Raw genomic sequence first — 22,840 nt, 5'->3', positions numbered from 1 at the left:
AAATCTTTACAACGATAGACAGCATTTTCATCACCATTTTCACTATTACCAATTTATGATAAAAACAAACAAAAAAATGCACGAATCTCTTCGTGCATTAAAATAAAACATCTTCTTCATATAAATATTCATAAGATAAATCTATAAATAAAAAGTTGTCATCATCAATCGGGAAAGAAAATGTTCGTACCATTTCTCCCGTTTCAATATCTGCATATAAATCTGAAAGCCTCGCCTTATTCTCAAAACGCATTTTCATTATATTCTCGAGAAAATACGGGCGCCAGCTCCAGTTCTTCATATAATAATCCGGCATCACAATCCATTCTCCATCTTTTTTCATAACATTTCCTGATTGTTGGAAACCATCTTCATTACAAATAAATATACGAAAACTACACTGTGATACACTTTGACTAAATTGTAATAACCAATCATTTATATCTTCATTCTTTTTTTGTTTTGATAAAACATCGCCAATACGATCGCGTAACATCTCTGTTAAATTATAAATTTTTTGTAACTTCTTCTTTTCATGCTGAATAAACTGATGACATTCATTACCTAGTCGCTCTTTCAAAACATTCGTTTCAATAAAATCAGGTAAACATTCTTTTAAATAATTACCTTGATAATATCTTCCGCCGTTCTTCCAAGCATATTGCAGTTGATAAAAAGCATCTATTTCTTCATATAATAAAGTTGCGCCAATTCTTCTAGCAAGTAATGATAAAGAATATAAAATATCTTGATAAGATTGTAAAAGTGCTGTTTGCCTTAAGTTCGTTAAATCTACTTTTAAAATATCAGGTGCTAACACGCTAATACGCTCTAAATTACTTGTACCCGTTCCGACTTTATTAATCGAAATTTGAATACCATATGTACGATAATACATAAGCAAATGATTAAATTGCTCTATATCTTCTTTACATTCATGCTCTGTAATCTCTAAAACAATTTGTTTTAAATTTAAACCTTGTTCTTCGTACCTCAATAAAAGTTGAAGCAAGCTTTCATCATCATCATTCATTAATACATTAGCATTCCGATGTATAAATAATAATAATTTTTGATCGCTTTCTAAATAACGATTTAAAGCTTTTTCTACTATAATATTATCCGCTTCCAGTTGAAATTCACTTGGAATCGAATCATCGTGAAAGAAAGAAGCTAAACTTTGTATGCCCTCTTCTGTTTGAATACGTCCTACTACTTCATATCCAATTACAGTATGCTCATCAGCACTAAAAATAGCTTGATAATAAGGAAGGACTTTATCCAAGTTACTCATTACATCTAATGCATCTATCAACGTGCTTCCCTCCCTTTACTTTTCAAAAATTATAACATGATATTTACGGAAAAATAATAAAAAATCCCTTCAGTTTTCCTGAAGGGATTAGAGGGGTAAAATGCTAAGGGGAATTAGCAATTCTACTATGAAGAAAAAAGAGGTCTTAAATATAACGTATATATGACCTCTTGTAAACACTTTTCTTTCATATGTCACAATTCCGTCACATTTAACCGTAAAAAAATGAATCAAACATTCATTTTTTTATCCCTTTTAAAATGGATATTGATGTAAATGTTGTCCTCCATCCATTGTCATGCAAGTTCCATTTATGTACGCAGCTTCATCTGAGCATAAATAATAAGCTAGACCAGCGATTTCTTCTGGCGTACCCAGCCTTCCAAGCGGAACACTTTGTATCGTACGCTTAGCCATTTCTTCTGAAATCCATAATTTATCAGCACCGCCCGTACGTTCAATTGGTCCTGGAGCGATAGCGTTAACTCGTATTCCATATTTACGTCCCCACTCAACAGCGAGCGTCTTCGTCATCGCTAATACTCCTGCCTTTGCTGCAGCCGAATGAATAACTCCTGGACCTGCATCCCATGCATATGTTGCTACCATGTTAATGATATTCCCTTTTATACCTTTTTCAATCCAATATTTTCCCACAGCATGGCTACAGTAAAATGTACCGTTTAATACAATATTAATGACCGAATTCCAGCCATTCACGGATAAATCTTCTGCTGGACAAATAAAGTTTCCAGCTGCATTATTTATTAAAACATCAATTCGACCAAACTTCTCATCAATCTGTTCAATCATTTTCTGAATGTCATCCGTATTTCTTACATCCATTTGTACAGGTAATACTTGCCCTGGAAATTGTTCAATTTCCAACTTTGTTTCCTCTAGTTTTTCTTTTGTACGTCCTGTAATAACAACTCGTGCCCCTTCTTTTGCAAAGCGAGTCGCCATTCCTTTTCCCATTCCACTCGATCCACCTGTTATAATAACTACCTTTTCTTTCACATACATCCCCTCCAAAAAAATGAATACACATTCATTTTATCACTTTATTTAATAGAAATCTTTATATTTTTAAACTTTTCTGATATTTTAATGTAAAGAACTTTCTTTTTATTCATTTTTTTCGTAATCTATACTAATTTTTTATTATGTAAAGTATATTTTTAAATAAACTGAAAGGAGATTTGAGTAGCCTGTAAATGGAATAAAAACATTGAGGTATACTCATATTTTTATGACGCACATTACAAGAAGAAATTTTTTAAAAATTGGTATGCGTACTTGTCTCTATTCATTTATAACCAGTGGCATCGGATACTACTATGCTAAATATATAGAACCCCATTTCATTTCTTTTACACAGCACACATTAAAATCACAACTCATCCCAAAAAGTTTTCATGGTATGAAAATTCTTCAATTCAGCGATTTACATCTCGGATACTATTTCTCGCTTCAACATTTATCTCAAGTTGTTTCTAAAATTAATGCTGTAAATCCAGATATTGTCCTTTTTACCGGAGATCTCATTGATAATTATCAAACGTATACTGACACTCCTTTTGTCGCGCCCATTTTAAAAAATATACAAGCCCCCTTCGGTAAATTCGCTATTTATGGTAACCATGATCACGGTGGATATGGAACTGAATACTATGAGCACATCATGCGTGAATCAGGATTTGAACTATTGCTAAATAGTAAAAAAAGAATTCGTCTAATGGATAATAGTGAAATTTCTATTTTCGGTCTCGATGATATACTACTAGGCAAACCAAAAATAGAGAAAACATTACAACATGCACGGCAAAATACTTATAACATCGTTCTTGTTCACGAGCCAGATATCGCGCCGCAAATTTCCAAATATCCAATCAACTTGCAACTTTCTGGTCATAGCCATGGCGGACAAGTACAAATTCCTTTTTTAGGGGCTATTATTACACCATCACTCGCCAAAGACTATATTGAAGGCTTCTATACGATGCAGGATTTAACTCTCTATGTCAATCGAGGCCTCGGAAGAACACGTGTCCCATTTCGTTTCATGTCAAAACCTGAAATCACAATTTTCACACTCCAACATTCGTAATAATTCGCCTATTTTCTTACATATCCTTTCTTGTACGCGCTCATCCATGTTTCGTTTACCATATGATAAAAGTGAGTCCAATAAAGGAGGTATGTTCATGTATCCATATTATCAACCAATTCCAGTCCGTTCAGCACCTATTGGTCCAGTAGGCGACTCACGCTTCTTCCCGTTTTTTGGCGTTCCCTTTCTAGCTGGAATTGCTGGTGGATTGCTCGGCGGAGCATTAGCTTTCGGCCCTCGACCATTTTATCCACCTTATCCACCACCTTTCCCGCCGCCAGCACCTTATCCTTGTTACGGTGGACCATGTCAGCAACCCTACTATTACTAGGTTAAAGTAACGATTCTTTCAAATATTATTCTCTCAACGAGCCATCTCATTACACGCTTATAATAAAACTATTGTTTCTACTCATCCTTCCATTTTTGGAGCATATGAGTAGAAAAAAGTAAAAACCTCTTATGGACATAAGAGGTTTTTACTTTTTTTCATTATTCAGCGTCTGTATTTTGATACGCCATCTTAAACAACTTCACTTGGCTATCAATTTCTTCTGTACTACCATTAATAACATAATAGTAATCACCATCTTTATTTTGTTCACGTGTTTTCACATTATCAGCTAATGTAAGCTGTAAAATCGCCTTAATTCGTGCCTTCATTTCAATATCTAATATCGGGAAAGATATTTCCACTCGCTTCTCCATATTTCGCGTCATCAAATCAGCTGAAGATAAATATATTTTCTCCTCCCCATTATGATGGAAATAATAAATACGGCTATGTTCTAAATATCTTCCAACAACACTAACTACACGAATATTTTCACTTACATTTGGAATACCAGGTCGTAGGCAACATGTTCCTCGAACAATGAGCTCTACCTTTACTCCAGCTTGTGATGCTTCGTACATTTTTTTTATTAATGGTTTATCTGTTAATGAATTCATCTTAGCGATAATATATCCATTTCCATATTGCCTATGATAACGGATTTCTTCATCTATTAAATCCATAAATTGCTCTCTTATATCAAATGGAGCAACCGATAAATGATGAAAATGTGGCTTTGTTGTATAACCACTTAAATAATTAAAGAAATTGGTTGCATCGACCCCAAAATCTTTTCTTGATGTAATATATCCAAAATCAGTATATAACTTCGCTGTTGCATCATTATAGTTCCCAGTTCCGAGATGTACGAACCTTTCGATTTTTCCGTTTTTTCTCCTTACAACTAGCGTAATTTTACTATGTGTTTTCAAGTGACTGACACCGTAAATAACATGACAGCCTGCCTGTTCCAATTCTTTAGCCCAGTGAACATTGTTTTCTTCATCAAACCTTGCCTTTAATTCAACTAATACCGTCACTTGTTTTCCCTTTTCAGCCGCTATCTTTAACGCCTGAATAATCGGTGAATCACCACTTACACGATATAACGTTTGTTTAATCGCAAGTACATTCGGATCGTCTGCCGCATCACGGACAAAATCAACTACCGGCTGAAATGATTCAAAAGGATGATGTAATAAAATATCATGCTCAATTGCTTTTTCAAATACATCTTCTTCATCACCTAAATCTTGAGGCGGTTGCGGAATAAGAGCTGGATATACAAGATGTTCATATAAAGGAGCTAGTTTTTTATATAAAGAAAACAAACATGTTAAATCTAATGGGCCATCCATTATATATACATCTTCATCTTTTACTTCCAGAACCTCATATAATAACGCTAATACTCTTTCATCAATGTGTTCTTTCCCAACTTCTAAACGTACAGCAGCCCCCCACTTACGCTTTTTTAATTCTTTTTCAATTACCTTTAATAAATCTCTCGCACCTTCTTCATGAATCGTTAAATCTGCATTGCGTGTAATACGGAAACGAGTAACAGATGATACTGTATATCCCGTAAATAATTTATGAGTAAAGCTACTAATTACGTCTTCTAATAAAATAAATTTATGCTTTTGCCCTTCGCTCGGTAAAATTATGAAGCGCTCAAGTAATGAAGGAACTTGTACAATCCCTAACTTCGTCCTGTTTTCTTCTTCCGCTTGCTTCTCATCATATAAAAGAGTAGCCAAATTCAAACTTTTGTTTAATAACATTGGAAATGGGCGATATGCATCAATAGCTACAGGAGTTAACACCGGAAAAATTTGCTCGTCAAAATACTCTTCTATAAATTCTCGCTGCTCTTTCGTCAAATCATTGAATGTTAAACGTTCAATTCCCTCTAACTCAAGCGCTGGTAATACATAATTTTTAAATGTATCATATTGTACTGTCATTAGTGCATGGGCTTTTATCGCAATTTTATTTAATTGCTTTTTCGGTGTTAAGCCAGCTTTATTTTCTGGTTGATTAAATCCAGCACTCACTTGATCCTTTAATCCCGCTACACGTACCATAAAAAATTCATCTAAATTCGAACTAAAAATACTAATAAATTTCAATCTTTCCAAAAGTGGATTATTTGCATCTTGCGCTTCTTGTAAGACACGTTCATTAAATGCTAACCAACTTAACTCTCGATTATTGTAATAAGCTGTATCATTTAAATTTACTGCATTCCCCTTCAATAATTCCATTCTCTTCACACTTCCCCTTGAAACTTTTTTACTATAATTTAGTTAATTTCATTTTATCAAATTACAATATTACAAAGTGTAAATTTTTCGTAAAGACATCCGTACAACCCTAATGTTTTAGTTCAAATAATAAATTAATATTCGTTTTTAATACTCTTTCTAACTGTTTTTTTTGTTTTTCAGCTTGTACTTTTTCTGCTAATGCCGATTGTTCACATAAAACTTTAAACGTTAATCCCTCTTCGCTTTCTGTTATAGATATGGTATCAATAAGCGATCGTTGCCTTACATTTAAAGTAGCTGAAAATTGTAAAACAGCTCCTAACAGGCGGATTTTTTTTTGTTCGCTTTTATCAAACCAACCTTCAAATGGAGATAAATGTTGTTTAAATAACATTTTTGATTTATACGATGCAATAAGCGCTAGCCTTACTCGATCTTTATGCATCATGCCATCAATTGTCTTATTCGCTAATAAATAAAACGTATGTAAACGGCTTGCTTCTTCGTCTATATATTTGCCTATATTAAATACTTTCGCAGCTTGATGGAACACTTCCCAGTCTTTTACTGACATAGAAATAAGCCCTATTTCCTCAAGTTGTTTGCAAATTAGTCTTCCATGTTTAATAAGTTGAATAACAAATTCCATGTCCATTTCGTATTCATGTGATAGTAAATGCAAACTTTCTTCAACTACGTTCGGATAATATGAAATCCCCAAATCTTTTGTCAACTCTTCATAGAAAACACCTTCTCTTAACCCTTTTCTACTTAATACAAATGCCGGTGCCTCTATAACATGAACAAGTGTATGAAATACTTCAACCGCTGGAATAATCGTATCTGCTCGATCTTTTGCTAATCCTTCCAATTTCTGAAGTTCTATGAACGACAATTTTTCCAATTCCTCTTTTACACTTTCAACATCTTCTTCTTTCATCTTGTATAAATGTAATCCTGCTATAGGATAACATATTAAATTTTGATGGATTTTTACTAAGTTCCTAGCACTACCACCAATTGCAATAAGAGGCAATTTCTTATTGATTAACCATGGTAACGTTCGAAATTGAAACTCTAAATACTGTTGCATTCCCTCTAACTCATCTTTAGTAGGAATATCACCTTTAATAAATTGTTGCTTTAAAGAAAGTGCCCCAAAAGGAAAACTATGGTACTCTAAAATCTCTCTATTTCTAAAGTATGTAACTTCCGTACTTCCCCCACCAATATCTACCGTTATTCCTTCTGAAAACGATGTAGAATTCATAACCGCCAGGTATCCGTAACGCGCTTCCTCATACTCTGATAATACTCTAAGAGTAAAGTCCGTTTGTCCTTCAACAAGCTTTTTAATTTCCTCTTGATTCTCCGACTGTCTAATTGTTGCTGTTGCAACACAAAGTACATGATGCAACTGATGGAATCTTGTACTTTCTTGAAATTGAAATAATGTCTGTAATAATACTTCTATTCCCTCTTCATTCAATACACCATCAATTAAGTAATTCCTTAACCTAGCAACAACTTTCGTATTTTCAATCTCTTTATAAAAACCTCCATTTTGCTTTTCATAAATAACTAAACGCATTGTATTAGATCCAATATCTATAATGGCATACTGTTGTTTTAATATTTCTTTCAAACTTCTCACTCTTTCATTATCAAATTTCAAAAACATATTCTATTACTATTATACAAAATAGTTGTTTTTTGTAACAATATTGCTTTAATATTGAAAATATATACAATCACTTTTTGCGTATAATAAATACCTATTTTATTTATGGTATAATAATGAAAAATTGAAAGGAGATTCAATATGAAACCTTCACAACCACAATCTCAATTACAAAACCAACATTCTATTAATCGACTAGCTCAATCTATTTTCGTTGTGAATCGTCATGCTAAAGCAGCTACTAATCCTAAATATTTATACTGGTTAAAAAAGACAGCTTTAGAACGTTTGATTGCTGAAAAAAAAGCAATTAAAGAAGGATTGCATTTTTCTAGAAACCCACGTTTTAGCCAACAACAATCTGATGTCCTTATACGTTTAGGCGATTATTTTTTCCACATCCCTCCTACGAAAGAAGATTTTCGAATTCTACCGCATCTTGGTCATCTTGAATCCTCCTATCGAAATCCGAAAACAACCTTATCTTTAACAGTAGCAAAAAAAACACTTCAAGATTATATTGGTCCTGAAGCATTAAAACAAGAAAAAAAATTAAGTGAGCCTGTTCCATGGTATAGTCGTACTTATACAAAAAAATAAAACAGTTTGGCCAAGTGTAGGCCAAACTGTTTTATTTTTTCTCTTCTTTAATTTTAATATTTGCTTGTTTATAAAAAGCTACTTTTTCTGTATTATAAGACTTTGTAAATTCATTAAATTTATCTTTTTCTGACTCAATATCCTTATAAGATTGATTTACTACTTTTACTTTTTCACTAATATCTTTTAATTTAGTACCTTTATCTTGTAACATTGTATATAACTCTTTTTCTTGTTTTAAAGATTTGTTATAGCTGTCATACATTTTATTAAATGAATCGTGGCGTTTCTCATACGTGCTTTTCACTTTATCAGCTTGATCTTTCAATTTCTTATCTTCAATTTTCTTCACATACTTATCAGCTGACTTCACTTCTTCTTGCGCTTTATTTAAAACTTCTTTTTCTTTTGTAAGCACTTTTTCTCGTTCAGTTGTATTTTTCACTGCTTGATTCAGTTTTTCTTTAACAGTTTGATTATTATCTTTTCCTTCTTGAACAATCTGGTTATATAATTCTTGTCCTTCTTTCTCTAAAGTCTCAAGTTTTTTTGCATCTTCAAACATTGTTTTTTCTTGTTTAGCAGCGTTTTCAAACGCTACATATAATTCTTCTTCTGGTTTCGGACCGAAACAACCGGCTAATAAAATCATTGATAATGTAGTTACAATTGCTAATTTACTATATTTCAACATCTCTTCCTCCTACTTATAAACGACCATCGTGTAATATAAAAAAGTTATAAAATATGTAATTGTTCTATACACTCGCATCTTTTTTACGAAGATCATTAATATTGTTTGTACAAATTATTACTTGATATTACATTATTCTTTTTGAATTATTTAGCAATTCCATATCCATTTTTAAGTATACTACTTCGTGTTTTTTAAGGCCTGTTCACACTATGTATTACTTTAATATCCACGGAATTTCACCTCAGTCTTAATAAGACTATAATAGTTCACCTGATAAAAGGTGATCGCTCCGCTCTCACGTCTATCATTCCCTTTCCAGCTTTCTATCAATTAATCTCTTTGTTCATTTTACACAGTACAATCGATATCTCGCAACAACTTACAAATATTCTTTTCATTTCCTAAAAAGGAAAAGTGTAGAGCTTGCTTTCCTCTACACTTTTAAAATAAAACACACTGTGCAAATTGCATTGGCACTACCATCATAATTATATGCTTATTTCATATATTTTTAAAGACTTTTATTACAAACGTGGCGTTTTTTTGTAATAAAAGTCAAAAAAATGTTACAAATAAAACATCTTCCTATCATATATCTTCAAATCAAAGCTTCACTCATTTTCTTGCAAATTTCTATACTGGTACAATTGATTTTGCGACTTTCTCAACAGTTCTTCAAACGTTTTTCCTTCTACTGGATAGCTAGCTGCTCCAAATAAAAGAGTGACACTGAGTAAATCACCTTCTATTTCACTTTCAATATTTTTCATTAATCGTTTTGTTATTGTTGATGTTTCATGACCATTATCAATTGCTACAATAACGTACTTATTTTCATCCCACTTTGTAACAACATCGCCCTTCCGAATTGTCTTTACAATGGTACTCTCTAATTTTTGTACTAACACTCCCAACTTTTTTTCTTGCAACGTGTCTTTTAACCCTTCCCATTCTTTTACAGAAAGAATGTACACTGTAATATTACGAGAATCTCTTTCAGATAAAGCAGCTACTTTCCCAAAAAAATCAACAACAAAATCATTGCTTGCCATTCCTCCTACTTCCATACCCATACGCTCGTTTGTTCTTTTATCGTACCAATGTCCAAAATAATAACTTAGTATCATTTGCAATATATAAATAATAAAGACGGTATAAAATGATCGTGAATCCAGTTTTGCAATTACATCCTGAAGTGCAATCCATTCTGTAACTGCCACAGTATTGCCAAGCAATAATCCACTAATTTTTCCTTTATGTTTCATACTTTCCCCCCTTTTATACCAATATATGTTTCTATATCAATAATGTTTTTCTACAAAATAAAAAATGTACATATGCAATGTACATTTCTGATTAAGCTTGTATACCTTTTCTACTCTATTTCATATATATAATATATAACTTTTATAGAAAGGAGTAATCTATATGCTACAAAAAGAGAATCTATCAGATGCTATGCGTTTGCTAGCTGGTTTTCTATTATCATTAAAATTATTATTTACCTCTTTCGGGATACACTTTATTACAAACGATCAAATCGACGCTATTGTTAATGTTGTTTCATTTTTATTTATTCTATACTTTGGCTACAAAAATAACTATGTAGGAAAAAAAGGAATGGAGCAAAAGAAAATACTCAAAAAACACAACCTTCACTAAAAAAGGAACCTTTTGTACAGGTTCCTTTTTATCATTGACGCACAACAACTTCATTTGTTTGCAGTGGGCCATATGATATCTCTTTATCTTGAAATGTATATGTAGCCTGAAAGAATGTTTGTTTAAGAGCTTTATCTTTATTAGCTTTTATTTTACAACGTAGTTCCACCTTCTCATTCGGTAACAAATCATCAATTCGCCATCTAACAAGCTGGAATAAAAACTCACTTATCCCCTTATCAACTTTTAAAGAATTAGGAATATAAGCAAAGTAATCTCGAATCATATGACTTACAACAACTCTCGAAATCATTTCTACCCCTTTATTTTCCACTTCAATTCTCATAATAAGTATGTCGTTTACATCGTAGGTCAATTCATACGAAAATTGTTCTGTATACATACTACCAATTTGTAATGTAACGGCTACTTGAGGAAATTCGTTTTCCTTTTTCGATCCGTCAATCCACAATACTGGTTGTAGCGGTATTGAATACTTTCCTGTATCCGAAATTCGTCCCCATATTTTCATAATATATATTCACCTCATTTCAGATGTAACATACACACAATGAATTCCCCAAATTCCTAAAGCTTGCTACAAGCAATGTTTAATATTTCTCTTCCTTTTATCCTATTCGACAATATGAAGAAAAAACCATTTTTCATCTATTAACAGAAGGTGTTCTTTATGAAATTTTTTTACAATTTACTTCATTCCCTTCATAGCAATATTCGTATGGCTCACTCGTTCTCTACTCATACGAAAGAATATTTTGACGGAAGAAAAAATTTGCCTTATAGTCAAATTTGACTATAATATTCTTTATGGCATATAAGTGCACTTATGGAAAAGAAATTAACATCAACTATACATTTAAATTTTTTATCCACTGCACTCAAAATTTAATATAGTTTACTTATTTCTAAAGGAGGGTTATATTTGGAAACTCAACCATTAAAAAAAGAAGCCAACAAGACAAAATTTGTTGTTGCTGGTTTACTGCTTGGTATATTAATGGCCGCAATGGATAATACAATCGTTGCAACCGCAATGGCAACAATCGTTGGAGACCTGGGAGGATTTGATAAGTTTGTTTGGGTCACATCAGCTTATATGGTAGCAACAATGGCAGGGATGCCTATCTTCGGGAAACTTTCTGATATGTACGGGCGGAAACGTTTTTATATTGGTGGCCTCATTCTTTTCTTATTCGGTTCTGCGCTCTGCGGAACAGCTTCAAGCATTGAGCAATTAAGTATTTATAGAGCTATTCAAGGGATCGGTGGTGGTGCCCTTATGCCTATCGCCTTCACAATTATGTACGATATCTTCCCACCAGAAAAACGCGGGAAGATGACAGGACTATTCGGTGCTGTTTTCGGGACATCTAGTGTATTCGGTCCTTTATTAGGTGCTTATATTACAGACTATATAAGTTGGCATTGGGTCTTCTATATCAATATTCCATTAGGACTTATCTCCTTTTTCTTCATTACTAAATACTACAGTGAGTCTCTAGAATTTAGAAAACAAAAAATTGATTGGGCTGGTGCTATTACACTTGTCATAAGTATCGTTTGCTTAATGTTCGCATTAGAACTTGGTGGTAAGGAATATGCCTGGAATTCTACTGTAATTATTGGCTTATTTACAACAGTAGTTATTACGCTTATTATTTTCTTCTTTGTAGAACGAAAAGCAACCGAGCCTATTATTTCATTCCATCTATTTAAAAAACCTTTATTCGCAGCTAGTCAAGGAGTTGCCTTTTTCTATGGTGCCGCTTTCATTATCTGTACAGTTTATATTCCAATCTTCATTCAAGGCGTCCTTGGAGGTTCCGCCTCTAATGCTGGATTAATTTTAACACCAATGATGGTTGGTTCTGTAATTGGAAGTCAAACGGGAGGACAATTAGCTTCTCGAACAAGCTATCGTAACATTATGATGGTATCTGGTGTCTTCTTCGTTCTTGGTATTTATTTATTAAGTACTTTAACAATGGACACACCTCGTTTACTCGTAACACTATTTATGATTCTCGCTGGGCTTGGTGTTGGTTTCTCATTCTCAGTATTAAGTATGTCTTCTATTCACAAGTTGGAAATGCGGGACCGTGGTTCGGCGACATCAACAAACTCATTCTTCCGATCACTCGGTATGACTCTTGGTGTAACGATTTTTGGTACAATTCAAAATCATATTTTTACAGATAAACTAAACTCTGTATTCCCCCCTGAACTAGCAAAATTAGCTCCAAAAGGCGGAGACACAAGTTTCTTATTATCACCAGGCGCTACCGCAAAAATTCCTGCTGAAATATTAGCGGGTATTAAGGAAGCTCTCGCTACATCTATTGCGAACACATTCTTCTGGGCACTCATCCCGGCTGTACTAAGTATTATTTGTATTTTACTTATGGGAAATGAACGCCTCTTTACAGGCCCTAAAAAGAAAGAAAAACAAAAGCAAGTTAGTTAATATAAAAAAGAAGCGGCATATCCCTTTATGAAAAAGGATATGCCGTTTATAATATGTATAAAGTTTTTATATACAGGAGTTGAGACAGCATGAGCATGAAATTAGTCATTCTCGGCTTACTACTCGAAGGAGATAAACATCCATATGAAGTGCAGCATATTATGAAAGAACGACAAATGGATTGTTACATTAAATATGCTAAAGGATCACTTTATTACGCCTTCGAGCAATTAGAAAAGCAAGGGGCAATTCATATTACAAATGTAATTAGAGACACAAATCGACCTGACAAAACGATTTTTCATATAACAGAAGAAGGCAAAAAACTATTCCACACTTTACTATTAAAACAATTCGAAGCCAAAAACCAAATATATAAACCTATTTATTCAGCCTTATCTTTCGCTCACTTTAGCAATGATCACGAATTAGTTCCTATTTTAGAAAAAAAGAAAAACGATACTCTTCAATATTTACATACTATGCAAACGATATATGATTGTAATAAAGGAAAGGTTCCACGTGCACAACTATATATTTTGCAAAGTGTAATTGAGCATATTACAGTTGAATTACAATGGCTAAACACCCTCCTTAAAGATGCTATAGCAGGCCGACTTTCAGAAGTTGCTATAGATGAAGATTGAGCTATGAAAGAAGACATCCCTACTTCTTTCATAGCTCAATTTCTCTTTTCATACTGTAATATTATTCGTTACTCCAGAATATAAAAAGTCAGAATACTAAGAAATAAAAACTTTAGAATTTTCTTATTTTAAAACAGTAGACAAAATTCCAAAAATTATGTTAAAATTTGTTTCAATATCATATCGCTTGTTAAATTCCTTTCAAAAGGAAAATAGGTACACGAAAGTTTTGTTTCGTGTTTAAAAGGGAAGCTTGGTGAAACTCCAACACGGTCCCGCCACTGTAAATGCTGAGATTTCTTTTTGGTGCCACTGTGAAAACGGGAAGGTAAAAGAAATTATATGAAGCATAAGTCAGGAGACCTGCCTGTTTTAACAACACTGATAGATTCACGGATGATGATGAGGTGTTAAAACAAAAAGGAAGGCTTATTTTCTATGTCTTTGTACTTTTTGTTATAGGTATTTCCTAGTAAACGGAAATGCTTACTTTCAATTAGGGAGGAATTTAAAATGGCAATTCAAACAAGTAACTTAGGTTATCCACGTATCGGACTACAACGAGAGTGGAAAAAAACATTGGAAGCTTTTTGGTCCAATAAAATCGATGAAGAACAATTTTTAACAACAATGAAAGAAATTCGCCTTCAACACGTAAAAGTACAGCAAGAAAAAGGGATTGAACTCATTCCAATTGGCGACTTTACATATTATGATCACGTTTTGGATACTGCCTATATGCTAGGATTTATTCCATCACGTTTTTCTGAGTTTACATCTTACCTTGATGTATATTTCGCAATGGCGCGTGGCTCTAAAGATCACGTAGCTTCCGAAATGACAAAATGGTTTAACACAAACTATCACTATATCGTTCCTGAATATGAAGAGGGATTACAAATCTCTTTAAAAGATAATCGTCCACTTCGCTTATACGAAGAGGCAAAACAAGAATTAGGAATAGATGGAAAGCCTGTTATTTTAGGACCATATACTTTCTTAAAATTAGCTAAAGGCTATACACAAGAACAATTTCCTACCATTTTAAAACAGTTAGTTGCACCTTACGTACAACTGCTTTCAGAACTACATGCAGCTGGTGCACCAGCCATTCAAGTTGATGAACCGATTTTCGCTTCTTTAACTAAAAAAGAAGTTCAACAAGCAAAAGAAATTTATGAAGCTATTCGTAAAGAGGTTCCAAATGCGACTCTTCTTTTACAAACATATTTTGATAGCATAGAAGAAAACTATGAAGAAATTATTACATTCCCGGTATCCGGTATTGGATTAGATTTCATTCATGGTAAAGAAGGTAATCTAAATGCTATTTCAAAATATGGATTCCCAGCTGATAAAACTTTAGCTGTCGGTTGTATAGATGGCCGTAACATTTGGAGAGCTGACCTTGATGAAGTTCTTGAGTTATTTACAACGTTACAAAAACAAGTCCAAACGAAAGATATCATCGTTCAGCCTTCTTGTAGCTTATTGCATACACCAATCGATAAAACAGAAGAAACTCACTTATCGACTGAGCTGTTTGATGCGTTAGCATTTGCAAATCAAAAATTAGAAGAGTTAGTTCTTATTCATTCCGCTCTCACTCAAGGTACAGAAAGCATTAGTAATGAGCTGGAAACATATCGAAACGTACATCATACAATTCGTTCATCTGCTGCACGTAACCGAGAAGATGTCAAAGCAGCACGAACAGCACTAAAAGAAGAAGATTTTTCACGTCCTCTTCCATTTGAAAAACGATACGAATTACAACAAGTTGCTCTAGAGTTACCGCTATTACCAACAACGACTATTGGTAGCTTCCCGCAAACGACTGAAGTTCGTCAAACGCGAAAAGAATGGCGTAACGGTGTTATTTCAAATGAACAATATGAACAATTTATTGAAAAAGAGACAGAAAAATGGATTCGTTACCAAGAAGAAATTGGGCTTGATGTCCTTGTACATGGTGAATTTGAAAGAACTGACATGGTCGAATATTTTGGTGAGCGTCTTGCTGGTTTCTCATTCACTAAAAACGGTTGGGTACAATCATACGGTTCCCGCTGCGTAAAACCACCTGTTATTTATGGTGATGTAGCCTTTATTAACGGCATGACTATTAAGGAAACAGTTTATGCACAAAGCTTAACAGAGAAAGTTGTAAAAGGAATGTTAACCGGACCTGTTACAATTTTAAATTGGTCCTTCGTTCGAAATGATATTCCAAGAAAAGAAGTTTCGTATCAAATTGCACTAGCTCTTCGTCACGAAATTGAACTACTTGAATCTTCCGGAATTAGAGTAATCCAAGTCGATGAGCCCGCACTTCGTGAAGGAATGCCACTAAAAGAAAAAGATTGGGATGCTTATATTACATGGGCAGTACAATCCTTCCTTTTAGCAACTTCTTCTGTAGCAAATGAAACACAAATTCATACTCATATGTGTTACAGTAACTTCGAAGATATTGTTGACGCGATTCGCGCATTAGATGCAGATGTAATTTCTATTGAAACATCAAGAAGTCACGGAGAATTTATTGATACATTAAAACATACAACATATGAAAAAGGCATCGGCCTAGGTGTATATGATATTCATAGCCCACGTGTACCGAGTAAAGATGAAATGTATAAAATCGTAGAACAATCTTTAGAAGTATGTGATCCTAAATATTTCTGGATTAATCCTGATTGTGGTTTAAAAACGAGAAGAACAGAAGAAGTTATTCCAGCTTTAGAACATATGGTGCAAGCAGCGAAAGATGCTCGTTCCCTTTTAAAAACAAACGCATAACAAAAATGGGTTATCCTTTTCTCAGGATAACCCATTTTTTATTCTTTACTTTCAAAAAAGAATTCATATTGTATTTTATATAATTCATCATCCGTTGGCTCTTCAAGAGGAATTGCTTGTAATACAACTGTATACTCACCATTTGGAATAGGTATTTGAAATTTATTAGAAAGAATACTCGTTATAACGATACTTTCATTTTCAACTGTAAAAGGAACCGTAATCGTTCTAACTACTTCTTCTTTTTCAATATGTTTCCCTGGGGTCACTTTCACTTCACAAGTATAATCAGAAAGTGCTTCAAAAATAACAGTTCCCTCTGCCTTAGCATAACCTCTTTCAAAATCTTCATCAGTCCAATCTACATAAGGCTGCTCACCGTCATAGTTCATCAACATTAATTGCGAATAAGAAATCGTTAACTCCATAGTTCCCCTTCTCCTTCATTATGAAATATACAACTACTACTTCACTTCAAATTTTACTCGCGTACCATCTGGGTATTTATCTAACTTATTCCCTACCCAAGAGCCTGCTCCACGGTTATCCGCCGGACTTATATATTCAATATGTGCTCCTTTTCCGCCTTCCTTGCACATCGCCATTGGCCATTCATCACGATCATACCCTTTTTTTGATGGATATGGTGCTAACGACAATTTCCTTCTATCTGCAGCACCACCACGATCGATTGTACAAACTTCTGAATGCCCTTCTTTTATAGCATCCGTAATATGTTTTCCTGTCTCTGGATAACGTTCTTTCGGAAATTCTAACACTTGATCATACGTATTCGTTTTCTTTACACTTGTTTCCTCTGGCACAAGTACTTCATAAACTGCTACTAAAATAGACAGAATTGCGATAATTGAAATGATAATACCTTTTAATTGCTTCATGTATACCTCCATGTTTCTACCAGTTTCTTTTCCTCCGTTATTATAACAAACTTCTCCTGTATATGTTTTCAGACATTATTTTAGTTATTCCTTGCCATTCCGCCAAAAATTTTCATTTTTTCACTAATGCTGTAGAAAACTAATAGCCTTCCGACATTCTTTTTCAAAGGAAGTCCTCATAAAAGATTGAAATGATATATACGATACTTTTTGGGGAGGAAATATGATGGAAGCTACCTATAAAACGAAAGATGTCACGAATAAAACAGGCATCCCAAAACATATAGTTCGCAAATATAGTCAACTGTTAGAGGAACATGGTTATATGATTTCCAAAACAGCTGATGCTCGTATTTATAAACTTGATGATTTAAAATTATTGAAATCTATACACGAAAGAGCTGCTACATTACAAGAAGATATTTCAGAAACGATACCGATTATTTTAAAAGAAAAAGAGGCCCCACCTGTACCAGTTATACAAGATAAGCAAGAGATACAAACGAAAGAAAAAGAAGATGGGCGTAACTTTGAGGAGTTCATGTTAAAACTTGAAATGCTAGCTCAATTAAATGAGGCAATTATTCATCAAAATTCTACTTTAATTACACAAAATCGTTTAAAGGATGAGAAACTAGACGAATTGATGCAACAAGTTTATGTAAAAGAAGGCTCTCAAGAAAAAATGCTTCAAGAGTTAGTCGATCACGCCGCTCAAACAGATGCACTGCAAAAAGAAAAGATGGACTTATTAATGAATCATATGTATAAACGAGAATCCAAACAGGAAGAAAAAATGAATAAACTTGTTAGTCAAATTTATAATAAAGACAGTAACCGTGATGCACAGCTTATGCAAGTTATTCGAGAAATTCAAGAAACAAAAAGAATGGTTGCTGCCTCAAAAGAGCAAAGCTTCTTTCAATCATTTAAAAGTTTATTTAGCCGAGCAAAACAAGAAAAAACAAATGAATAAACAATATAAAATAAAAAGTTACCTTTCATCGGTAACTTTTATTCCTTATTTTGTACAGCTGGTAATATAATAATTGCTTCAGTGCCTTTTCCACTTTCACTCTTATATTCCAATGTACCATTATGCGCTTGTAAAATACTAAATGTTACCATAAGTCCTAATCCTGTCCCTTTTTCTTTTAAAGAATAATATGGTTGCCCAAGCCTTGCTAACTGTTCTTTCGTCATACCAACACCACTATCTTTAACTCTTATTATGATTGTTTCATCTTTTTGAATAGCTGTTACTTTTAAATATCCTTTATTTCCTTGAATTGCTTCAATACCATTTTTAACAACATTCATAATAGCTTGCTTCAATTTTGTCTTATCACCAATCGTATAAAGACTTTCTGAAATTTCAACTTGTAAATATACACCTTGCATCGCTGCAAATGACGACATAAGAGTGGTCATTTCTATTAATTGGGCTGATAAACAAATGTGTTCTTTTTTCTCAATTTGCGGCCTTGCTAAATTTAAGTAATCTGAAATAATTTGTTCCGCCCGATCCAATTCAGCTAACACGAGACGCATATAATCCTTATTCTTCACATCTTCCGTACTTTCTAGCAATTGGATAAATCCACGAACAACAGTTAGTGGATTTCGAACTTCATGTGCCACACTTGCTGCTAACTCACTTACAATATTAAGCTTTTCTGATTTTTGCATCTCTGTACGTAGCAATGCATTTTCATTTAAATATTCAGTTAAATACACCTGGAATACCATTGTCATGACCATGATAAGCGAGGCAAATATAAATCCGCTATATATTTGCGAAATATACGGTGTAAATCCTGTTTCCAAAAGAACATTAATCATGCCTAATACTAAAGAAACAAGCACATAAAATGATGAAATCATAAATGCTAAAATTAATTTCTTATCCCTTGAAAAAAGAGACCATTTCTTTGATAAAAATAGCGGAACTATCAATAAAAATATTACTTCTAAAACTGGAAGAAAGCTCATTCCCTTTAGTAACCATTCATATGCAACAAAAATAACCGCTGGGATTAAACCAACAATCCCACCATATAAAAAACCACTGACAATTGGAATGGGGTGAAAGTTATACCCACACACATTGCCAAAACAAATAGAGTATGTCATGGAGAGAACGAGCGTAACGCTAGATAAAAACATAATAAAGTAACGATTTGGCTTCGGAGGCATTTCTTGATAGCGATTTAAACGAATCGCTTCATATAAAAATAGTGGCAAAATTATGATGGCAATTTGAATCAATAAATCACGGATAAGCTCCATAACCTCTCATCCCCTATATGTATTTTGATATGATTATATCATTTTATAGGTGCATTTGTTTTAAAATTTTGATTTTTCTTAACATATTTGTTAATTCTTTGTTAACAACTCATAATAATTGTTACAGATTTTCGAAATGATTGTAAACCCTGTACCAAATTTCCTTCGTGCAGTATACAATGAATACGGATTACAAAGAAAATATAAAAATACTTTTTTAGACGGACAACTATAGCAAAATACAGCATATAATCCATACTATCTATGTTTACAAATAAGTGATCATTACTTTAGTAGGAGGAAGATAAATATGGCGGGTACTACGCTTGTTTTAAAAGAAGAAAATTTGGTTGTTCTAGAAAATGTTGAAAAATCAGTATATGAAGAGTTACAGCATAAAGCGGGAGAAGAAAACTGCACATGTGCTGTGAACCAATCAGTCGTTCACCTTGGCAAGGTATCCTCTGTACTCTGGAATGAAGATGAAATAGATTGGGAATACGGATATTAAAAAGTCGCTTATAGCGGCTTTTTTTCTCTTTTCTCTCTCTTTCTAAATAACATATACAAAGCGTAATCATAGAAAATATGATAAAATGAACTTAATTTTCAAACGGAAGAAAGGGAGATACAATGGAACAATTCATTAACCCTAGAGTGAAGGATATCCAAATTTCTGGAATCCGTCAATTCTCTAACATGATTCAAAACTATGATAATTTGATTTCTTTAACAATTGGACAACCCGATTTCCCTACACCTTCTCTCGTGAAAGAAGCGGCAAAACGGGCTATTACAGAAAACTATACAAGCTATACACATAACGCTGGTTTACTAGAATTACGTAAGGCAGCTTGTAACTTCGTAAAAGATAACTACGATTTACATTACTCACCTGAAAACGAAACCATCGTTACAATCGGTGCTAGCGAAGCAATTGATGTTGCATTCCGAACGATTTTAGAGCCAGGAACAGAAGTAATTTTACCTGCTCCTATTTATCCAGGTTACGAACCCATTATTCGATTATGCGGTGCAACGCCTGTTTTTGTAGATGTTCGTGAAACTGGATTTCGTTTAACAGCTGAAGCACTTAAAAATGCTATTACAGAAAAAACAAGATGTATCGTACTACCGTATCCTTCTAATCCAACTGGTGTAACTTTATCAACAGAAGAGCTAAAAGATATTGTAGATGTTTTAAAAGATAAAAATATTTTCGTCCTTTCAGATGAAATTTATAGCGAGCTTGTATATGAACAAAAGCATACATCTATCGCTCATTTCCCAGAAATGCGTGAAAAGACAATTGTCATTAACGGTTTATCTAAATCACATTCTATGACTGGCTGGCGTGTTGGACTTTTATTTGCACCAAGCTATTTAGCAGGACACATATTAAAAGTTCATCAATACAATGTAACGTGTGCTACTTCAATCGCTCAATACGCTGCAATTGAAGCATTAACAGCAGCTAAAGACGCACCAAAAATGATGCGCCACCAATATAAAAAACGCCGTGATTACGTATATAATAGACTCACTCAAATGGGATTAACAGTTGAAAAGCCAACAGGTGCATTTTACTTATTCCCATATGTTGGTCATTTGACATCTTCATCATTTGATTTTGCACTTGATCTTGTCAAAGAAGCGGGACTAGCTGTAGTTCCTGGAACAGCATTCTCTGAATACGGTGAAGGCTACCTTCGCTTGTCCTATGCGTATAGTATCGAAACTTTAAAAGAAGGCTGCGACCGATTAGAAGCCTTTCTAATGAAAAAAGCTAAGAGTTAAACTCTTAGCTTTTTTATGCATAATGATCACAAGTTTGACGTTTTAGTAATTTATGAGGAATAATGATACACTTTGCAGTGGATTCTGCATTCTCTACTTTATCAACTAAAGCTTTTGCCGCCTCATATCCTAGCTGATAAATATTCACATCAACTGTCGAAAGTGGAGGGCTCGCAATTTCCGATAATAAAGCATTATTAAAGCTTACAATAGAAACATCTTTCGGTACAACAAATCCTTTTTTAGAAAGAGCACTTAACACACCAAGTCCAATTAAGTCATCCGTTGCCATAATTGCCGTTGGCGGTTGCTGCAGTCCCATTAATTCCTCAACAGCTTGTTGACCACTTTCCCTCGAAAAATCAAAATGTAAAATATATTCTTTTGGTAATACAATGTCTGCTAATTTCAAGGCATCACTCATACCAGCTAAACGATCTCTCGTTACAAGTAAATCTGATCCACCACCAATGAACGCGATTTGTTTATGCCCTAATGAAATTAAATATTCTGCCACTTCTCTTGCAGCTGTATAATTGTCATTATCTACATATGTAATTTCATCTTTTCGATCATATGGTTTTCCTATTAAAACAAACGGGAAATTTTGTTCATGTAAATATTGAATAATCCGATCATTCTCCCTTGAATATAAAAGAATAATGCCACCAATTTGGCGTCCTTGTACCATCTTTACGACACCATTAAAAATTTCTTCTTCCGTTTCACCTGTCGACATGTAAAGCGCATAACCTTCTACGTGTGCAAATGAACTAATCCCTCTTATAACTTCTGGGAAAAATGGATTTTGAAAAGCTTTACTTGCAGAACTTGGCATAACAAGACCAAGTGTTTTCGTCGTTTGGTTCGCAAGATTTCTCGCATTTAAATTGGGATGATACCCTAATTCACTCATCACTTTCCTAACACGGCGCTTTGTCTTTTCACTTATACTTGGATTATCAGCAATTACACGAGAAACTGTTGATGGTGCAACATTCGCTTGCTTCGCCACATCTTTAATTGTAACTGTCATAAAAATCCCCCTCCTCTCATTTCTCTGCCATTTTTCATATATTTTATCTCGCACTCATTGCAAGTCATAAACTTTCATTTCTTATATCTTGCAAAACTAATCCTATTCTCCCTCTTCATGTATTGTAAGGGATATAGCTATTTTTTCCTATACTATAATATACTATTTATTTCACTTCTTTTCACATGTGATGTCAAATCTCTTTTCATCTCC

21 protein-coding genes and 1 riboswitch are annotated in these 22,840 nt (G+C 33.7%); of the genes, 10 read left to right on the top strand and 11 right to left on the bottom strand.

Annotation, left to right across the window (positions count from 1 at the left end):
• Positions 1-97: 97 nt before the first annotated feature.
• Positions 98-1,315, bottom strand: a complete 1,218-nt coding sequence (locus MR107_RS08475; protein ID WP_000564306.1) for an EAL domain-containing protein — start codon at positions 1,313-1,315, stop codon at positions 98-100.
• A 255-nt stretch (positions 1,316-1,570) separates the two neighbouring features.
• The gene (gene fadH, locus MR107_RS08470) at positions 1,571-2,335 is read right to left on the bottom strand and encodes a 2,4-dienoyl-CoA reductase (protein ID WP_000660913.1); all 765 of its coding nucleotides are present in this window, start codon (positions 2,333-2,335) and stop codon (positions 1,571-1,573) included.
• Between the two features lie 232 nt (positions 2,336-2,567).
• On the opposite strand from fadH, the gene MR107_RS08465 reads away from it, so the two are divergent.
• A complete protein-coding gene (locus MR107_RS08465; RefSeq protein WP_242292240.1) occupies positions 2,568-3,425 on the top strand; it encodes a metallophosphoesterase in 858 nt (285 codons plus the stop codon).
• 97 nt (positions 3,426-3,522) lie between these two features.
• A complete protein-coding gene (locus MR107_RS08460) occupies positions 3,523-3,759 on the top strand; it encodes a hypothetical protein (RefSeq protein ID WP_000283738.1) in 237 nt (78 codons plus the stop codon).
• 161 nt (positions 3,760-3,920) lie between these two features.
• Here the strand turns inward: MR107_RS08460 and MR107_RS08455 are convergent, their stop codons facing one another.
• Both MR107_RS08455 and MR107_RS08450 read right to left on the bottom strand, forming a co-directional pair.
• Positions 3,921-6,029, bottom strand: coding sequence for a polyphosphate kinase (locus tag MR107_RS08455; RefSeq protein WP_000421680.1), 2,109 nt, complete (start codon positions 6,027-6,029; stop codon positions 3,921-3,923).
• Between the two features lie 109 nt (positions 6,030-6,138).
• Positions 6,139-7,713, bottom strand: coding sequence for a Ppx/GppA family phosphatase (locus tag MR107_RS08450; RefSeq protein WP_002198132.1), 1,575 nt, complete (start codon positions 7,711-7,713; stop codon positions 6,139-6,141).
• Positions 7,714-7,854: 141 nt separating this feature from the next.
• Here MR107_RS08450 and MR107_RS08445 point away from each other — a divergent pair, with 141 nt between their 5' ends.
• Positions 7,855-8,313, top strand: a complete 459-nt coding sequence (locus MR107_RS08445) for a YkyB family protein (protein ID WP_000804864.1) — start codon at positions 7,855-7,857, stop codon at positions 8,311-8,313.
• Positions 8,314-8,344: 31 nt separating this feature from the next.
• Here MR107_RS08445 and MR107_RS08440 read toward each other — a convergent pair whose 3' ends face one another.
• Together MR107_RS08440 and MR107_RS08435 are read right to left on the bottom strand one after the other, a co-directional pair.
• A complete protein-coding gene (locus MR107_RS08440) occupies positions 8,345-9,007 on the bottom strand; it encodes a YkyA family protein (RefSeq protein ID WP_000922498.1) in 663 nt (220 codons plus the stop codon).
• 614 nt (positions 9,008-9,621) lie between these two features.
• On the bottom strand, positions 9,622-10,275 hold the full coding sequence (locus tag MR107_RS08435; protein WP_000680820.1) for a diguanylate cyclase domain-containing protein: 654 nt from the start codon (positions 10,273-10,275) through the stop codon (positions 9,622-9,624).
• A gap of 163 nt (positions 10,276-10,438) precedes the next feature.
• Here MR107_RS08435 and MR107_RS08430 point away from each other — a divergent pair, with 163 nt between their 5' ends.
• A complete protein-coding gene (locus MR107_RS08430) occupies positions 10,439-10,672 on the top strand; it encodes an SPP1 phage holin family protein (protein WP_000939448.1) in 234 nt (77 codons plus the stop codon).
• 31 nt (positions 10,673-10,703) lie between these two features.
• Here MR107_RS08430 and MR107_RS08425 read toward each other — a convergent pair whose 3' ends face one another.
• Entirely contained in the window at positions 10,704-11,204 is a 501-nt protein-coding gene (locus MR107_RS08425; RefSeq protein WP_000708120.1) for a hypothetical protein, read from the bottom strand.
• Between the two features lie 411 nt (positions 11,205-11,615).
• Here MR107_RS08425 and MR107_RS08420 point away from each other — a divergent pair, with 411 nt between their 5' ends.
• The 3 genes from MR107_RS08420 to metE all read left to right on the top strand — a co-directional run bounded on the left by MR107_RS08420 (position 11,616) and on the right by metE (position 16,606).
• Positions 11,616-13,157 carry an MDR family MFS transporter gene (locus MR107_RS08420; protein WP_000449912.1) on the top strand — a complete coding sequence of 514 codons (1,542 nt, stop codon included), beginning with the start codon at positions 11,616-11,618 and terminating at the stop codon, positions 13,155-13,157.
• A gap of 89 nt (positions 13,158-13,246) precedes the next feature.
• Complete coding sequence (locus MR107_RS08415) at positions 13,247-13,804, top strand: PadR family transcriptional regulator (RefSeq protein WP_000062062.1); 558 nt, start codon at positions 13,247-13,249, stop codon at positions 13,802-13,804.
• 197 nt (positions 13,805-14,001) lie between these two features.
• A riboswitch (cobalamin riboswitch) is annotated at positions 14,002-14,189 on the top strand.
• 128 nt (positions 14,190-14,317) lie between these two features.
• Complete coding sequence (gene metE, locus MR107_RS08410) at positions 14,318-16,606, top strand: 5-methyltetrahydropteroyltriglutamate--homocysteine S-methyltransferase (protein ID WP_242292238.1); 2,289 nt, start codon at positions 14,318-14,320, stop codon at positions 16,604-16,606.
• 38 nt (positions 16,607-16,644) lie between these two features.
• Here metE and comJ read toward each other — a convergent pair whose 3' ends face one another.
• Positions 16,645-17,034, bottom strand: a complete 390-nt coding sequence (gene comJ / locus MR107_RS08405; RefSeq protein ID WP_063548529.1) for a competence protein ComJ — start codon at positions 17,032-17,034, stop codon at positions 16,645-16,647.
• A gap of 36 nt (positions 17,035-17,070) precedes the next feature.
• On the bottom strand, positions 17,071-17,505 hold the full coding sequence (gene nucA / locus MR107_RS08400; protein ID WP_000811494.1) for a DNA-entry nuclease: 435 nt from the start codon (positions 17,503-17,505) through the stop codon (positions 17,071-17,073).
• Positions 17,506-17,731: 226 nt separating this feature from the next.
• Here nucA and MR107_RS08395 point away from each other — a divergent pair, with 226 nt between their 5' ends.
• Positions 17,732-18,481, top strand: a complete 750-nt coding sequence (locus MR107_RS08395) for a DUF3967 domain-containing protein (protein ID WP_000388471.1) — start codon at positions 17,732-17,734, stop codon at positions 18,479-18,481.
• A gap of 38 nt (positions 18,482-18,519) precedes the next feature.
• On the opposite strand, the gene kinB is transcribed toward MR107_RS08395, so the two are convergent.
• Entirely contained in the window at positions 18,520-19,794 is a 1,275-nt protein-coding gene (gene kinB, locus MR107_RS08390) for a sporulation sensor histidine kinase KinB (RefSeq protein ID WP_000420369.1), read from the bottom strand.
• Positions 19,795-20,104: 310 nt separating this feature from the next.
• Between kinB and MR107_RS08385 the strand changes: the two genes are divergently transcribed.
• Positions 20,105-20,305, top strand: a complete 201-nt coding sequence (locus MR107_RS08385) for a hypothetical protein (protein WP_153580617.1) — start codon at positions 20,105-20,107, stop codon at positions 20,303-20,305.
• A 122-nt stretch (positions 20,306-20,427) separates the two neighbouring features.
• Positions 20,428-21,591 carry an aminotransferase A gene (locus MR107_RS08380; protein WP_000434582.1) on the top strand — a complete coding sequence of 388 codons (1,164 nt, stop codon included), beginning with the start codon at positions 20,428-20,430 and terminating at the stop codon, positions 21,589-21,591.
• Positions 21,592-21,604: 13 nt separating this feature from the next.
• Here MR107_RS08380 and malR read toward each other — a convergent pair whose 3' ends face one another.
• Positions 21,605-22,627, bottom strand: a complete 1,023-nt coding sequence (gene malR, locus MR107_RS08375; RefSeq protein ID WP_000219053.1) for a maltose operon transcriptional repressor MalR — start codon at positions 22,625-22,627, stop codon at positions 21,605-21,607.
• Positions 22,628-22,840: the final 213 nt, after the last annotated feature.

This window comes from Bacillus cereus group sp. BfR-BA-01441, from assembly GCF_022663075.1.
Taxonomy (GTDB): Bacteria; Bacillota; Bacilli; order Bacillales; family Bacillaceae_G; genus Bacillus_A; species Bacillus_A cereus.
Note: the sequence above shows the minus strand (reverse complement) of the source record. Positions and strands in the feature narration are given on the sequence as shown.

What these genes read in the sequence shown, in the direction of transcription:
- MR107_RS08465 (WP_242292240.1), top strand. Translation starts at nt 2,568, where the DNA reads ATGACGCACATTACAAGAAGAAATTTTTTAAAAATTGGTATGCGTACT.
- MR107_RS08460 (WP_000283738.1), top strand. Translation starts at nt 3,523, where the DNA reads ATGTATCCATATTATCAACCAATTCCAGTCCGTTCAGCACCTATTGGT.
- MR107_RS08455 (WP_000421680.1), bottom strand. Translation starts at nt 6,029, where the DNA reads ATGGAATTATTGAAGGGGAATGCAGTAAATTTAAATGATACAGCTTAT.
- MR107_RS08450 (WP_002198132.1), bottom strand. Translation starts at nt 7,713, where the DNA reads ATGTTTTTGAAATTTGATAATGAAAGAGTGAGAAGTTTGAAAGAAATA.
- MR107_RS08445 (WP_000804864.1), top strand. Translation starts at nt 7,855, where the DNA reads ATGAAACCTTCACAACCACAATCTCAATTACAAAACCAACATTCTATT.
- MR107_RS08440 (WP_000922498.1), bottom strand. Translation starts at nt 9,007, where the DNA reads ATGTTGAAATATAGTAAATTAGCAATTGTAACTACATTATCAATGATT.
- MR107_RS08435 (WP_000680820.1), bottom strand. Translation starts at nt 10,275, where the DNA reads ATGAAACATAAAGGAAAAATTAGTGGATTATTGCTTGGCAATACTGTG.
- MR107_RS08430 (WP_000939448.1), top strand. Translation starts at nt 10,439, where the DNA reads ATGCTACAAAAAGAGAATCTATCAGATGCTATGCGTTTGCTAGCTGGT.
- MR107_RS08425 (WP_000708120.1), bottom strand. Translation starts at nt 11,204, where the DNA reads ATGAAAATATGGGGACGAATTTCGGATACAGGAAAGTATTCAATACCG.
- MR107_RS08415 (WP_000062062.1), top strand. Translation starts at nt 13,247, where the DNA reads ATGAGCATGAAATTAGTCATTCTCGGCTTACTACTCGAAGGAGATAAA.
- metE (WP_242292238.1), top strand. Translation starts at nt 14,318, where the DNA reads ATGGCAATTCAAACAAGTAACTTAGGTTATCCACGTATCGGACTACAA.
- comJ (WP_063548529.1), bottom strand. Translation starts at nt 17,034, where the DNA reads ATGGAGTTAACGATTTCTTATTCGCAATTAATGTTGATGAACTATGAC.
- nucA (WP_000811494.1), bottom strand. Translation starts at nt 17,505, where the DNA reads ATGAAGCAATTAAAAGGTATTATCATTTCAATTATCGCAATTCTGTCT.
- MR107_RS08395 (WP_000388471.1), top strand. Translation starts at nt 17,732, where the DNA reads ATGGAAGCTACCTATAAAACGAAAGATGTCACGAATAAAACAGGCATC.
- kinB (WP_000420369.1), bottom strand. Translation starts at nt 19,794, where the DNA reads ATGGAGCTTATCCGTGATTTATTGATTCAAATTGCCATCATAATTTTG.
- MR107_RS08385 (WP_153580617.1), top strand. Translation starts at nt 20,105, where the DNA reads ATGGCGGGTACTACGCTTGTTTTAAAAGAAGAAAATTTGGTTGTTCTA.
- MR107_RS08380 (WP_000434582.1), top strand. Translation starts at nt 20,428, where the DNA reads ATGGAACAATTCATTAACCCTAGAGTGAAGGATATCCAAATTTCTGGA.
- malR (WP_000219053.1), bottom strand. Translation starts at nt 22,627, where the DNA reads ATGACAGTTACAATTAAAGATGTGGCGAAGCAAGCGAATGTTGCACCA.